Annotated in this window: 9 protein-coding genes and 7 tRNA genes; 14 read left to right on the top strand and 2 right to left on the bottom strand. The window is 44.5% G+C overall.

Annotated features, from left to right (window positions below; all coding sequences use genetic code 11):
* Positions 1 to 44: 44 nt before the first annotated feature.
* The 7 genes from ACWP87_RS12965 to ACWP87_RS12995 all read left to right on the top strand — a co-directional run bounded on the left by ACWP87_RS12965 (position 45) and on the right by ACWP87_RS12995 (position 690).
* Positions 45 to 117 (top strand) — tRNA-Phe (locus ACWP87_RS12965).
* 4 nt (positions 118 to 121) lie between these two features.
* Positions 122 to 202, top strand: a tRNA-Tyr gene (locus tag ACWP87_RS12970).
* 5 nt (positions 203 to 207) lie between these two features.
* Positions 208 to 278, top strand: a tRNA-Trp gene (locus tag ACWP87_RS12975).
* A 10-nt stretch (positions 279 to 288) separates the two neighbouring features.
* Positions 289 to 361 (top strand) — tRNA-His (locus tag ACWP87_RS12980).
* Positions 362 to 368: 7 nt separating this feature from the next.
* Positions 369 to 440: transfer RNA gene (locus ACWP87_RS12985), tRNA-Gln, on the top strand.
* Between the two features lie 45 nt (positions 441 to 485).
* Positions 486 to 556, top strand: a tRNA-Cys gene (locus ACWP87_RS12990).
* 50 nt (positions 557 to 606) lie between these two features.
* Positions 607 to 690: transfer RNA gene (locus ACWP87_RS12995), tRNA-Leu, on the top strand.
* Between the two features lie 796 nt (positions 691 to 1,486).
* On the opposite strand, the gene ACWP87_RS13000 is transcribed toward ACWP87_RS12995, so the two are convergent.
* Positions 1,487 to 2,026 carry a sigma-70 family RNA polymerase sigma factor gene (locus ACWP87_RS13000; protein WP_005688065.1) on the bottom strand — a complete coding sequence of 180 codons (540 nt, stop codon included), beginning with the start codon at positions 2,024 to 2,026 and terminating at the stop codon, positions 1,487 to 1,489.
* 492 nt (positions 2,027 to 2,518) lie between these two features.
* Between ACWP87_RS13000 and ACWP87_RS13005 the strand changes: the two genes are divergently transcribed.
* The 4 genes from ACWP87_RS13005 (at position 2,519) to ACWP87_RS13020 (ending at position 7,633) form a co-directional block, all read left to right on the top strand.
* On the top strand, positions 2,519 to 4,123 hold the full coding sequence (locus tag ACWP87_RS13005) for an APC family permease (protein WP_223804833.1): 1,605 nt from the start codon (positions 2,519 to 2,521) through the stop codon (positions 4,121 to 4,123).
* 247 nt (positions 4,124 to 4,370) lie between these two features.
* Entirely contained in the window at positions 4,371 to 5,579 is a 1,209-nt protein-coding gene (locus ACWP87_RS13010; RefSeq protein ID WP_005688069.1) for a glycosyltransferase family 4 protein, read from the top strand.
* Between the two features lie 2 nt (positions 5,580 to 5,581).
* Positions 5,582 to 6,610: a glycosyltransferase family 4 protein gene (locus ACWP87_RS13015; protein WP_005688070.1), complete on the top strand. Its 1,029-nt coding sequence runs from the start codon at positions 5,582 to 5,584 to the stop codon at positions 6,608 to 6,610.
* Positions 6,611 to 6,622: 12 nt separating this feature from the next.
* Complete coding sequence (locus ACWP87_RS13020; protein ID WP_005688071.1) at positions 6,623 to 7,633, top strand: lysylphosphatidylglycerol synthase transmembrane domain-containing protein; 1,011 nt, start codon at positions 6,623 to 6,625, stop codon at positions 7,631 to 7,633.
* Positions 7,634 to 7,797: 164 nt separating this feature from the next.
* On the opposite strand, the gene ACWP87_RS13025 is transcribed toward ACWP87_RS13020, so the two are convergent.
* Positions 7,798 to 8,970, bottom strand: a complete 1,173-nt coding sequence (locus ACWP87_RS13025; protein ID WP_005688072.1) for a pyridoxal phosphate-dependent aminotransferase — start codon at positions 8,968 to 8,970, stop codon at positions 7,798 to 7,800.
* A 298-nt stretch (positions 8,971 to 9,268) separates the two neighbouring features.
* Between ACWP87_RS13025 and ACWP87_RS13030 the strand changes: the two genes are divergently transcribed.
* The 3 genes from ACWP87_RS13030 to ACWP87_RS13040 all read left to right on the top strand — a co-directional run bounded on the left by ACWP87_RS13030 (position 9,269) and on the right by ACWP87_RS13040 (position 12,918).
* A complete protein-coding gene (locus tag ACWP87_RS13030; RefSeq protein WP_005688073.1) occupies positions 9,269 to 9,550 on the top strand; it encodes a YkuJ family protein in 282 nt (93 codons plus the stop codon).
* A 622-nt stretch (positions 9,551 to 10,172) separates the two neighbouring features.
* Positions 10,173 to 12,266, top strand: a complete 2,094-nt coding sequence (locus ACWP87_RS13035) for an LTA synthase family protein (protein WP_005688074.1) — start codon at positions 10,173 to 10,175, stop codon at positions 12,264 to 12,266.
* A gap of 211 nt (positions 12,267 to 12,477) precedes the next feature.
* Positions 12,478 to 12,918: a Fur family transcriptional regulator gene (locus ACWP87_RS13040; protein WP_005688075.1), complete on the top strand. Its 441-nt coding sequence runs from the start codon at positions 12,478 to 12,480 to the stop codon at positions 12,916 to 12,918.
* Positions 12,919 to 13,223 lie beyond the last annotated feature (305 nt).

Raw genomic sequence — 13,223 nt, forward strand, 5'->3', positions numbered from 1 at the left:
CCCTCTCGATTTGAGAGGAACAAATTCTATAAAAAGATTCAAATGGCTCGGTAGCTCAGTCGGTAGAGCAATGCATTGAAGCTGCATGTGTCGGCGGTTCGATTCCGTCCCGCGCCATTATGGAGGAGTAGCGAAGAGGCTAAACGCGGCGGACTGTAAATCCGCTCCTTCGGGTTCATAGGTTCGAATCCTATCTCCTCCATTCATAGGGATATAGTTTAATGGTAGAACTACGGTCTCCAAAACCGTCAGTGTGGGTTCAACTCCTACTATCCCTGCTTTATAATGGCGGTATTGGTGAAGCGGTTAACACACCGGTTTGTGGCACCGGCATACGTGGGTTCGATCCCCACATACCGCCCTTTTATTGGGGTATAGCCAAGCGGTAAGGCAACGGACTTTGACTCCGTCATGCGCTGGTTCGAATCCAGCTACCCCAATTTCTCCAACTGCCATAGGAGAAATGCACTCAACTTGATGAATATGGCGGTGTAGCCAAGCGGTAAGGCATGGGTCTGCAAAACCTTGATCGTCGGTTCGATTCCGATCACCGCCTTATCTTGCGGCTAAACCCCAGCAAGACAGAGTGTTAGCTATCATTATTATGCCGGTGTGGCGGAATTGGCAGACGCGCGGGATTCAAAATCCCGTTCCAGCGATGGAGTATCGGTTCGACCCCGATCACCGGTATCACAGGCCCCCCCTAGAGGGGCTTTTTTAGTGCTCAGAAATGGCTTTAAATTGGGATTCTTGTTTTTTCTGGGCGCTTAAAAATCCCTAAAAAAAGATGCTTTTACCGACTACTTTTGCTTTTTGGGGGGTATTTTGCTAAAAGTGGTCGGTTAGCTCGTAATTCCAAATGACGCTACTCCTTGTGTGTCAAGGTATTGAGAGCCTTTTGTTGGTCGGCAAAGTGGTCGCTGGCTATCATAAAACTTTAACGTTGTTCGCCGCTTGTCTTGGAGCCAACTTGTCTATCAGAGGTTTGTGGATTTTTAAAATGATTTCGATGTTCTCATGTCTAGAGCGCCGAAAGACGAATTAAACAGCCATACCCTTAACAGGCAAATACTACTGTGAGTGTGGCGAAGGGTATGGAAGTTCAAACTTAGGCCAAGCATGTCTAAACGCATACTTGCACGACGGATTTCGCAGTTACGGCATCACCGTTAACTGCTTCCTCGTATAAACAGCTGGCGAGTCACCCAAGAAAGATAGATGGGAGTCGCTTTCGCTTAATTTGTCAGACGAGATAGATTGGGAGCCTTTGTAATCAAGGACGAATCTTCCTTAATTGTATGCGGTGATACCAACAGATGGCGTTGAGAGAGAACTAAATCTGGCTTGCGTTTCCTTAGCACTCAAGTACAACAGATCGATTGCAATGCTTACAGCGAAAATTCAAGCAAAAAATTGTCCCATGATTGCCTTGGACACGGCAATCATGGGACAATCTTGAACTGGCCTAAGAGCTCACAGCTTGGGATTAATCTTCCCGTGTAAACTTAATAATCTTTGCTCGTGAGCGTTCTAAAGCACGACGGAAACGATTGCTTGTGGGCGTATCAAACGGATGCAAGACTGCCGTCTCAAACGCCTCATATTCCAGGGGTGACAGGTTTTCTAGAAGCTGAAAAAATTCAACACGCATGAGCAATCCGTCTTCGACTGAACGTATTGCTAGCCGTTCCTGCAAAGATTCGAGCGCACTCGCTTTGAATGGAATAGCGGTAGCATCAATCCGACGCTTATGGGCAAAGTGTCTGCGCAAGATTGAACGTAAGTGGGACTGTAACACCATTCGATAATACGGCCCAAATTGCGAGCCGCTGCTGCCATCATAACGCGCAACAGCTTTTATCATGGCAATTCTGGCCTCTTGCAACCAATCCTCATAGGAAAATTCTCTGAGGTTGTAGGGTTTTAAAACCTTTAAAACCAGAGGGCGGTATTGTTCGAATAGTTTACGGAAAGCTTCTGAATCGTTCACAGCTTCTCTTATCAAGCTCAGTTCTTCTTTTTTCATATATCCTCCTCCCCTGATCTACTAGCAAGATCATTCTACAATAAAACGTTTACAATTGAATAGGGAACAATTGTTCAGGTATAACTTTTTATACAAGGACATGTATAAGAAATCGCAAAGAATCAGCTTTTCTAGGGCACAAAATTATTAACATTATTTTCTTATTTTTTCAATTAGAATCAAAGAATGCGTCCCGATCAAGTTGAATGACTGATTAGCGCGTGGACATCGTGATCCGGTTTGATTGGCACGTTTGGCTAAAATTGGTATGGTAAATAGCCTTTATATGAGGAGACTGTCTGTACTTTAATAGTGGGCTGAATGGTACCTGTAGAAATAAAGTTTAAAAAGCTGCCCGATGCGTAAGGAAGAGCTTTTGCGCTTGATTTAACGAGGTGAGTTATTTTACATACTCCGTAATCTGCGGTAACCTAATTAGGTCATTTTATAAGGAGGTTTCCAACTATTTCTTCAAAAACAAAAGACAACAAAATTGGTCTATTTCAGTTAGTCATGTTGGCACTTGGTTCGTTAATCGGATCGGGCTGGTTGTTTGGATCGTGGGAAGCGGCAGAAGTCGCCGGACCAGCGGCAATTTTTTCTTGGGTCATTGGCGGCGTCATTATCGGTGTCATTGCCTATAATTACGTGGAGTTAGGTACGATGTTTCCGGAGTCAGGCGGAATGAGTAAATTTGCGCAGTATTCGCATGGCTCATTGGTTGGCTTCATAGCATCATGGGCTAACTGGATTTCTTTGGTGACATTATTGCCAATTGAAGCAGTTGCCGCAGTTCAGTATATGGCATCGTGGCCATGGAAGTGGGCTGTTTTTACCCACGGCTTTTTACATGCAGGGCGGATTACCCCACAAGGACTGTTAGTGGTCTTTGCGTTTATCATCATTTTTACGTTGCTTAATTACTGGTCAGTGACGTTGCTGACGCGTTTTACCAGTTTTATTTCCATTTTTAAAATTGGGGTACCGTTGTTGACGATCGTTTTGCTGGCCTTGTCGAGTTTTCACCCCGAAAATTATGGGCATTCGTTGGCAACCTTGATGCCTTATGGTAGTGCACCGATTTTTGCGGCGACTTCGGTTTCAGGGATTATCTTTTCTTTTAACGCTTTCCAGACTGTTATTAATATGGGAAGCGATGTGAAACGCCCGCAAAAGAATATTGGTCGCGGCATCGGGATTTCTTTGCTCATTAGCGGAATTATTTATATTCTGCTGCAAAGTGTCTTTATCACGACCATTTCTCCCGATATGCTTGCTGCTCATGGTTGGAAAGGCCTGAACCTTAACTCGCCGTTTGCGGATTTGGCAATTTTGCTTGGTATTCACTGGCTGTCGGTTTTGCTATATATGGATGCGTTTGTTTCGCCATTTGGGACTGGCGTTTCGTTTGTCGCCTCGTCCGGTCGTGCGCTTCAGGCGATGGTGGGCAACAATCACATTCCTAAGTTTATCGGTAAAATTGACGAAAAGTACGGAACTCCGCGTGTCGCGATGGTGGTCAATGCTGTCTTAAGTATGATTATGGTCTCTATTTTCCCATCGTGGGGGACGCTTGCCAGTGTTATTTCAACGGCTACGTTAATTGCTTATCTGACAGGACCGGTCACGGTGATCTCTTTGCGTGAAATGGCGCCTAATTTCAAGCGTCCGGTCAAATCAGCGATGTTGCGAGTAATGGCACCGTTGGCATTTGTGTTGACATCATTAGCGGCTTACTGGGCAAAATGGCCAACCACCGTTGAAGTCATTGGGGTTATCTTCTTAGGGATTCCGTTGTATCTGTTTTATGAATGGCGATCAGGTTGGCGCAGTACCTGGCAGCAGTTAAAAGCCTCGGCGTGGATGCTTGGTTACCTGGTTTTTCTCTCGGTAATTTCGCTGATTGGCAGTGCTGAGTTTAATGGGTTGAACTGGATCCATTATCCAATGGACTTTGTCGTCATTATACTTGGCGCGGTGGTCTTCTATTTCTGGGGGATCAACAGTCATATCATATCGAAGTACTTCCGTAAGGCCGCGCGTGTTAACGATAAAGTTAAAATGCCTGCAGCGGAAGACATCGAGCGTGACAAGTAACCCCAAAAGTGAAGATGTTAATATGTATTCATAAATGAATTAATAGATATTTCTTCAAAAAAGATAGGTTGTAAATGACTGATTGTCGGGATGTTTCGCAAGCGGCTGCTTAAAAATTTACGACTTTTGCCGGATGATGTTCATCTGATGGCAAGGTAAGATAATTTTAAAGGTTTGTGAGAAAATTGCATTTAGCCATGCCTATCTTTATACTTATACTAAACAAATGACGTCTGGAGGGGATCAGGTGAATATCGGGATTTTTACAGACAGCTATTTTCCGCAAGTCAGTGGTGTCGCGACGTCCATCAAGACCTTGAAGGACGATCTAGAACGTAAGGGTCATCAGGTTTATATTTTCACGACAACCGACCCACATGTGCCAGATGATGCGGTCGAACCGAACTTGTTCCGATTTACAAGTGTGCCGTTTGTTTCTTTTACTGATCGGCGTATTGCGGTTCGGGGGCTGTTTCACGCTTATGCAGTGGCTAAGGAATTAAATCTGGATATTGTGCATACACAAACTGAGTTCTCAATGGGTTACATTGGTAAGTTTGTGGCCAAACAACTGAAAATTCCAACGATCCATACTTATCACACCATGTATGAGGATTATCTGCATTATGTCTTAAACGGTCATCTGCTAAAGCCGTACCATGTCAAACAATTTACCCGCGCTTTTCTGTATCACGTAAGCGGTGTGATTGCGCCGTCTGAGCGGGTGTATGATACGTTGCGGCGTTATGGCGTTAAGACCGACATTAAGATTATTCCAACCGGAGTCGATTTAACGCAATTCGCAGAGCAAAAGGACCCGCACTTACGGGAAAAGCTGGGACTGGCAGATGTGCCGGTATTGGTTTCGCTTAGTCGCGTTGCTTATGAAAAGCGAATTGATAAATTAATCAGCGCCATGCCCGCAATTTTGGCGCAAATTCCTAAAGCAGTTCTCCTAATTGTCGGTGATGGCCCTGCACGTGAAGATCTAGAGGCACAGGCTGCTGAATTAGGGATTGCCGATCATGTCCGGTTTACCGGTGAAATTGACCATGATGATGTAGGCGACTATTATCGTGTCGGCGATGTTTTTGTGTCGGCTAGTGATTCAGAGTCACAGGGACTGACTTATATTGAGGCAATGGCCGCTGATCGGAAAGTTGTTGCCCTTGCTGGTGATTATACTGATCAACTGTTGGATGATCCGGCGTTGGGAACAACTTTTACGACTGAAGCAGAAATGGTTCATCAAGTTGTGAATTATCTGAAGCATCCTAATGCCTATGATGATCCCAAACCGCGAACTGAAAAGCTGGCGGCAATTTCTGCTGATCGGTTTGGCGATCGGGTACTTGATTTCTATCGCGATGTTATCAGTCACTATTCCCCGAATGAAGCTGATGAAACTGTGCCATGGACCGATGAAAGTAGTAGCAAACGGACCATGAAAGGTTAACTATGATCGTTATTAACATGTTTTCTTCAGCCAATAAGGTTGCTGGGCAAGGCGTGGGTGCAGTTTACACAGAACTGATGGGACTGTTGAAACACGATTTTGCCAATGAATTTCAAATTAATGTCAATCGTTATACGCGCAGTGATATTAGTCATTATCATACAATCGATCCTAAGTTTTATTTATCGACGTTCTCCAAAAAAAGAGGCCGCAAAATCGGCTTCGTTCATTTTGTGCCTAGTACTTTAGATGCGAGTTTAAAGTTGCCGCGAGTGGCGCGGTGGACACTAGACCGCTATACGTTAGCTTTTTACAAACGTATGGATGAACTTGTTGTCGTGAATCCAAACTTCATTCCTAAGCTTGAGGCCTATGGGATTAATCCGGACAAGGTAACGTACATTCCAAATTTCGTTTCTCAACGTACGTTTCATCCGGTTTCCCGGGAAAAAAGGCAGGCGTTACGACATGCGAATGGTTTTAAGCCGGATGATTTTGTCGTTTTTGGCGCCGGGCAAGTGCAAGATCGCAAAGGCGTCGGTGATTTCATCAAACTCGCGCAACAAAACCCTGATTACCGCTTTGTCTGGGCGGGGGGCTTTTCTTTTGGCCGCATTACAGAAGGTTATGAGCGGCTCAAAAAGGCAGTTGCAAATGCGCCTGCCAACCTGAACTTTACCGGTATTATGCCGCGAGAAACGATGATCGATTACTATAACATGGCAGACTTGTTCCTTCTGCCATCTTTTGAAGAGTTGTTCCCAATGTCGGTTTTAGAAGCATTTGCAACGGATACGCCGGTAATGGTGCGTGATCTTGAATTGTATCAGCAAATCATCACGCCTTATACAATTACGGCGGTGGATGTGGCAGACATGCAGGCACGAATTCGGGCATTAGCCGATGATCGCGAGCTTTTGGCAACATATGCGGCCAAGAGCCATGAAGCGGCGCAGGTGTACGATGAAGCTCGGCTTGAAAAAGTCTGGCATGATTTTTACGTGCAACAAGCAGCGTTGGGTAAACACTAGCCGAGGAGTTATATGACACGGAAGAACAAACTGGCCGTCTTCATCATGGTTCTGATTGGCGCCGGCATTTTTATTTATGAAGCACGTGATCTTAATGGTGCAAAACTGATCCATGAACTTTTATCGCTTGATCTTAAGTGGCTGTTAGTGGCTTTTTTACTGATGTTTGGTTCATGGATCGTTGAAACCTTCGTTGTGCAGATTTTTATTAAAAACGGATCGGACGAATTAGACTTTAAGACAGCGTTTCGGGTTCCGCTTGTCGAGCAACTATTCAACGCAATTACGCCCATGGCATCTGGCGGTCAACCGGCTCAGCTGTTTGCACTCATGCAAAGTGGGGTGGAGGCTGGTCGCGCGAGTTCGGTACTGTTGATGAAGTTTGTTGTGTATCAGTTTATGGTCCTGATTAACTTTGTACTCACTTTACTTATCGGCTTTGATCAAGTGTCTCGGCATTTTGGGGCCCTTGCGATCTTCATCGTCTTTGGCTTTGTTATCCACGTGATCGTGATTGTCGGCTTGCTCATGGTGATGTACTACTACAAATTCACCAAGAAGCTCGTCAGAATCATCATGATACCAGTCGGCTGGTTCGTGAAGCCAGAAAAGAAGATGGCGATGCAGCTTGATCTGGATCACAAAATCGATACTTTTTACGCCGAGAGCCTGCACTTAAAGCGCGAAAAAGTCCGTGTAATTAAGGCGTGCTTTTTGACGTTAATTCAGTTGCTGCTTTACTACGCGGTTCCGTATTTTGTGCTATTGGCACTGGGTGTGAATCACGTTAGCATTGTTGAAGTGATTGTGTTACACGTGATGATTGTGATGATTGTCAGTCTGTTTCCAATTCCGGGTGGAGCTGGCGGTGCAGAGTATAGTTTTAAAACCCTGTTTGCGACGTATGTGGCCTCACCATCTAAGTTAGTGCTTGGCATGTTGTTATGGCGCTTTTTAACTTATTATCTAGGAATGATCTGCGGCATTGTTGCAATGGCATTACCTCCAAAAAAAGACGCGTAAACACCCTTCAGCCAGTCAGCTTGGTTCAAGGTTTTCTGGCGGATGGATGGCAAGCTGAAATTAAATTAAATGGGATCCCGGAGACAGTTACTTATGTCTTCAGGATCCCATTTTTAATTGATGATGATTCAAAACGCGTGCGGATTCTTTCCGTTTACGCTTGATTAGCCGATGTGGCTGGCCATGAACGCGCGCAATCGCTTAACGGCTTCTTGAAGATCGGTCATTGATGCCGCGTAACTGATTCGGATATAACCTTCGCCGCCGGGGCCAAAAGCGGTACCTGAAATCAGAGCTAACTTCTGTTCATGTGCCAAGGCGTGCGTAAATTCGCGTGAGCTTAGATGCAGTTGGGTCGGAATTTTTGCAAAAAGATAAAAGGCACCATCAGGACGAGCCACGCTAAAGCCCATGTCGATGAGGGCGGCATAAACAAAATCACGGCGTTTAACGTAAGCTGCTTTCATCACCTGAGCATCGTCTGCACCGTTCGTCAGAGCTTCAATACCAGCGCGCTGGGCAATGGTCGTTGCGGCAGTCACAAGATATTGGTGCACCTTTTTGGCTTGCGCGATTAACTGCTGGGGACCCATCAAAAAGCCGATTCGCCAGCCGGTCATTGCATGTGATTTAGACAGACCGTTGACAATAAATGTACGATCGTAGGCAAATTGTCCCATGGAAACATGCGGCTCACCATAAGTCAGTTCAGAATAAATTTCGTCACAGATAATGTAGAGGTTATGTTTAGCGGCGATGTCCGCAATGGCTTTAACTTCTGCCGCCCGATACGTGACACCGGTGGGATTACTTGGATAGTTAAGGATAATGCCTTTGATTTTAGCGTCAGGATTTGCAGTGATGGTGGCCTCAATGAGTTCGGGGGTCAAGACAAAGTCGGTTTTACTCGTATCCATATAAAGCGGCGTAACGTGATTCAGCGTCAGAAGCGGAATGTAGCCCGGATAAATTGGTGACGGAACCAGCATGGCATCACCCGGATCACTGATCGTCGTAATGGCGGTTGCCAGTGCTTCAGTGGCCCCGACTGTCACCAGAATTTCATCTGTAGCCCGATAGTCAGTGGCATATTTCGTTTTAAAAAAATGTTGTGCGGCTTCGCGTAACTCCGGATCACCAACCATCCCGGTATAATGCGAGTAATTTTCCTGAATGGCTTTGATCCCGGCTTGCTTAACATGTTCCGGGGTGTTGAAATCAGGTTCGCCTAGCGTCAGTTTCAAAATACCGGGAATATCACTGACACTTTCGTCAAATTGTCGAATCTCACTAACCTCGATGGCAGGTAGTTGTTCGTTTAAAGGTTGCAATGTCATACAAATCTCCTTAATAAAGTAAGCGCGAGCCAAACCCGATTTCTGGGCAGGAGAGCGCATTATGATGTAAACGCGAACCGATGCAGTTAGAAGTCGGAGTTAGACGGCTACAACTAAAAGATTGCCTAACTGACTTTTACGCTGGCAAACGCGTTATAATAGCATGCAAATAGCATAGTCCATTTGCCTATCGACACGCAACGTCATAAAAGTAGAATTCAAAGTGATATTTCTCCCACAGAGGCGACGGTTTATGCTAAGCTATTTCTTGAAATAGGAAAAATTAGGAGGCCATTTTATGAAACAATCACAGCTCGTGGCCATCATCAAGCGCCTTGAAGCCATGCAGGCAGGCGATGGCGAGGCACAGTCACGCCGCTTCGAAAAAAATGGTGATGAAAAGGGCCTCGTGACGTACGATCCCAAGACCGAAACTTACGAACTTGAAGAATTAGGCACTCACCAGACGTTCCAGTTTGATAATATCGATCTTGCGGCCATGGAAATCTATGATCTAATGGATTTTGATGAAGACGAGGGCACTAACGGTACTGATAGTAGCGATCAGGCTCAAGCTTGAGTTCTGAGTAAAGCGGACTTGCGAAGGTTCGCTTTTTCTGTGTGAATCTTTTCTGATTTGAAGGATCAGTAGTATGAAATTTGACTGATGTTGAGTTAAATGGCGGTTGACGCGCACCGCCTTGCTCAAACGCATTCAAATGTAGGCTATTGATAGGCTGTTGAGTAGATACCTGTATCAGTTTCAACAAGCTCGAGAGAAAGACTGCCACATTGCGAATGGCCGAATTGAACTGAAAAGCGTTAGGCCGTGTTTGTCACTAAAATGACATCGCGGCTTTTTAGTAAGCGCGAGCCGGCGCGGTTAGAGACCGGAGTGTAAGCGGCCTCGAGCGTGATGGCCGGTCTTTGGCCATTGCGCTTGAGGTCCTTACATGCAGGTCTCTGCGCCGGGGAGCGCGTTAGGAGATAGGCGGTTTACAAAGGATCAATTTTAAACCGTTGAAAAGATTTAAACACTTGGCAACGAGCCACTAACTTGAATGACGTGGTTTTAAGGCTTCTTTAAGATTGCGCTTGATCCGACTGTAATCGGCATTGAAAGTTTGTCTTTTAAGGAATGAGCGGTTATCCTAGCGAATGTGCTATACTTTTGACATTAAACAATGACTTGGAGGCTCCACATGAACCAGATCGGCGCTAAAATTCGAGGATTTTTCAATACCAGACTCGGTTTTCTGGTACTTGCCATTGTCTTATTCTGGGCAAAAACTTATTGGGCATATCAAGCTAAATTCAACTTAGGGGTCACTGGTAGCTTTCAGCATTTAATTCTGGCAGTTAATCCGATTCCGACAACGCTTTTTCTTTTTGGAATTGCTTTATATATGTCGGGACGTAAATCGTATGTCACGATGCTGATTATCGATGCCCTGACGTCGGTTTGGCTTTTTGCTAATGTACTTTATTATCGGGAATTTTCCGACTTTCTGACTTTTGCTTTAATCAAAGGATCAGGTGCGGTTTCCAATAACTTGAACAAGGGAATTATGGGGATCGTTCAGCCGACAGACTTTCTTGTGTTTGTCGATGTTCTATTTTTGATTTTACTGTTAGCTTTCAAGGTTATTCGGATGGATATCCGCCCGATCAAAAAGCGGTTTGCACTGGGAGTTTCGTTGCTGGCCGTGTTAATGTTTGGGGCGAATCTGGCTATGGCTTATAGCGATCGTTCCGGACTGTTGACGCGCACGTTTGACAATAACTACATTGTGAAATATCTGGGTCTCAATGCCTATACTGTTGTTGACGGGGTCAAAACTGCCAGCAATAGTGCAACGAAGGCAAACGCTGATTCAAGTGATGTCAAATCCGTACTGAATTATCTCAATAAGAATCGCGTTACCCCGAACGCAGAATATACCGGTGTGGCAAAGGGTAAGAATGTTTTTGTCATCCACTTGGAAAGCCTGCAGCAATTTATGATTGACTTCAAATGGGATGGGCAGGAAGTCACTCCGAATCTCAATAAGCTTTATCATGAATCAGACACACTATCTTTTGACAACTTCTTTAACCAAGTTGGTCAAGGGAAAACGGCTGATGCGGAAATGATGATGGAAAATTCATTGTTTGGGTTGCCTGAAGGGGCGGCCATGGTAACTGACGGGACGACGAACACTTTCCAGGCGGCACCAGCAATCTTAGATCAACAGGGTTACACAACCGCTTCGTTCCACGGGGATGTACCAAGTTTCTGGAACCGTGATAATACCTATAAGTCTTGGGGATACGACTATTTCTTTTCTAAGAGTTACTTCTCAAGTGGGAAAAATTATGATGTCGGCTATGGGTTGAAGGACAAGATTTTCCTGAAAGATTCAGCGCAGTACATTGAACAACTGCCGCAGCCGTTTTATGCCAAAATGATTACGGTCACGAATCACTATCCTTACACACTGGACAAGGAAAATCAGACCATCAGTAAGACCGACACTGGCGATGATACCGTTGATGGTTATGTCCAGACAGCCCGTTATCTCGATGAAGCAATTGGTGAATTCTTTGACTGGCTGAAGGAAACCGGACTGTACGATAAGTCAATGATTGTTCTCTACGGTGATCATTATGGGATTTCAAACAACCATAAAAAAGCCATGGCCAAGTTAACCAACATTACCGGTTTTAATGACTATGACAATGCCATGTATCAACGCGTACCATTTATGATTCACATGCCAGGACTAAAAGGCGGCATTAATCACACATATGGCGGTGAAATTGATGCCTTGCCGACAATATTGAACCTGTTAGGTATTAAGGACAATGATACGGTTCAGTTTGGTTCAGATTTGCTCTCCGCTAATCATCCGCAAACAGTTGCGTTCAGAAATGGTGATTTCGTCACACCTGATTTCACTAAGGTAGGCAGTCAATACTTTAATACCAGCACAGGGAAGAAAATTACCAAGCTATCCCCAAGCCAAAAGAAAACGGTTGACGCTGCTACTAACCGTGTGACAACGGAACTGTCCTTATCTGATCGCGTTATCAATGGTGATCTGCTTAGGTTCTACACGCCAAGCGGATTTAAGAAGGTCGATCGTAGCGACTTTTCGTATAAGCTAACGGATACGAAAAAGAAGCTCAAAGCCGCACAGAAGAAAGGTACAAGCTTGAAAGCAGAAAATAAGGGTAAATCGGTGGCAAATGAATATAAGACCGATGCGCCAGAGCTTAAAAGCGATGATGACGAAAGTAGTAGCGAATCCAAATAAGCGACTAAAGCTTTTCGACAGTGTCTTTTTAGGCACTGTTTTTTTGGACTGATATGAAGCTAAATTTAAGCGATAATTGGTAACACATGCATTTAGTGTACTTTTGAATTTTGAAATTTTCTAAACATTTGTAAGTGAAAAGGTTGTGCTAAATTAGAAAAAAGCGTACAATTTTACTAGATGATAATAGTTACAAATTAGGAGGCTGACGATGAATCAGGCAGTTTATAACAAAACAATTAACTTGCTCAAAGCAAAGCAGATTCGGGTCACCCCGCAGCGCGAGGCGATCATTTCCTATATGATCGACAGTACGGCACACCCGACAGCTGAAATGATTTATGCAAAACTATCGCCACAGTTTCCACATATGAGTGTCGCAACCGTATACAACAATTTACGTCTACTGGTGGATCTTAATTTAGTTGAGGAAATGTCGTCTAATGATGCGGCGACTCATTTTGATTTCCCGATTGAGCCACACTACCATGCGATTTGTACCAACTGCGGTAAGATTTTTGACTTCACTTACCCAGGGGTCACGGATGTGGAGGCAGTGGCAGCTAAAAAAACCGGTTTCAAAGTCAGTGGGCATCATCTCGAGGTTTACGGTATTTGTCCCGAGTGTCAGATTAAACTGGGTATGAAATAAGCCTACGTTACTGTTCGGATGGCCACGCTTTAAAATGAGATTTTATTTGGATGCAGCTATCAAGCATAATTGATGGCTGTTTTTATTTGGCGATAGACGCTGCAAAGGATAAGTCACCGCAATATCTAACGTGCAATGATCCTGTGCTTTGAGCAACGTCAATCAAGCAAGACTTTTTTGAAAAAATGCTTGCGCCTCAACCGGCTTGCTGGTATTATATTATTGCTGTCAAAAAGCAGATCCCTTTTTGGGGTAAAGATAAAAATAGTCATGAATAAAACATATGAAGCGTTTTTAACAAAAAA

Source organism: Lacticaseibacillus sp. 22 (assembly GCF_055413445.1).

Coding starts and splice junctions, on each gene's coding strand:
- ACWP87_RS13000 (WP_005688065.1), bottom strand. CDS start 2,026: ATGAAAAAAGAAGAACTGAGCTTGATAAGAGAAGCTGTGAACGATTCA.
- ACWP87_RS13015 (WP_005688070.1), top strand. CDS start 5,582: ATGATCGTTATTAACATGTTTTCTTCAGCCAATAAGGTTGCTGGGCAA.
- ACWP87_RS13020 (WP_005688071.1), top strand. CDS start 6,623: ATGACACGGAAGAACAAACTGGCCGTCTTCATCATGGTTCTGATTGGC.
- ACWP87_RS13025 (WP_005688072.1), bottom strand. CDS start 8,970: ATGACATTGCAACCTTTAAACGAACAACTACCTGCCATCGAGGTTAGT.
- ACWP87_RS13030 (WP_005688073.1), top strand. CDS start 9,269: ATGAAACAATCACAGCTCGTGGCCATCATCAAGCGCCTTGAAGCCATG.
- ACWP87_RS13035 (WP_005688074.1), top strand. CDS start 10,173: ATGAACCAGATCGGCGCTAAAATTCGAGGATTTTTCAATACCAGACTC.
- ACWP87_RS13040 (WP_005688075.1), top strand. CDS start 12,478: ATGAATCAGGCAGTTTATAACAAAACAATTAACTTGCTCAAAGCAAAG.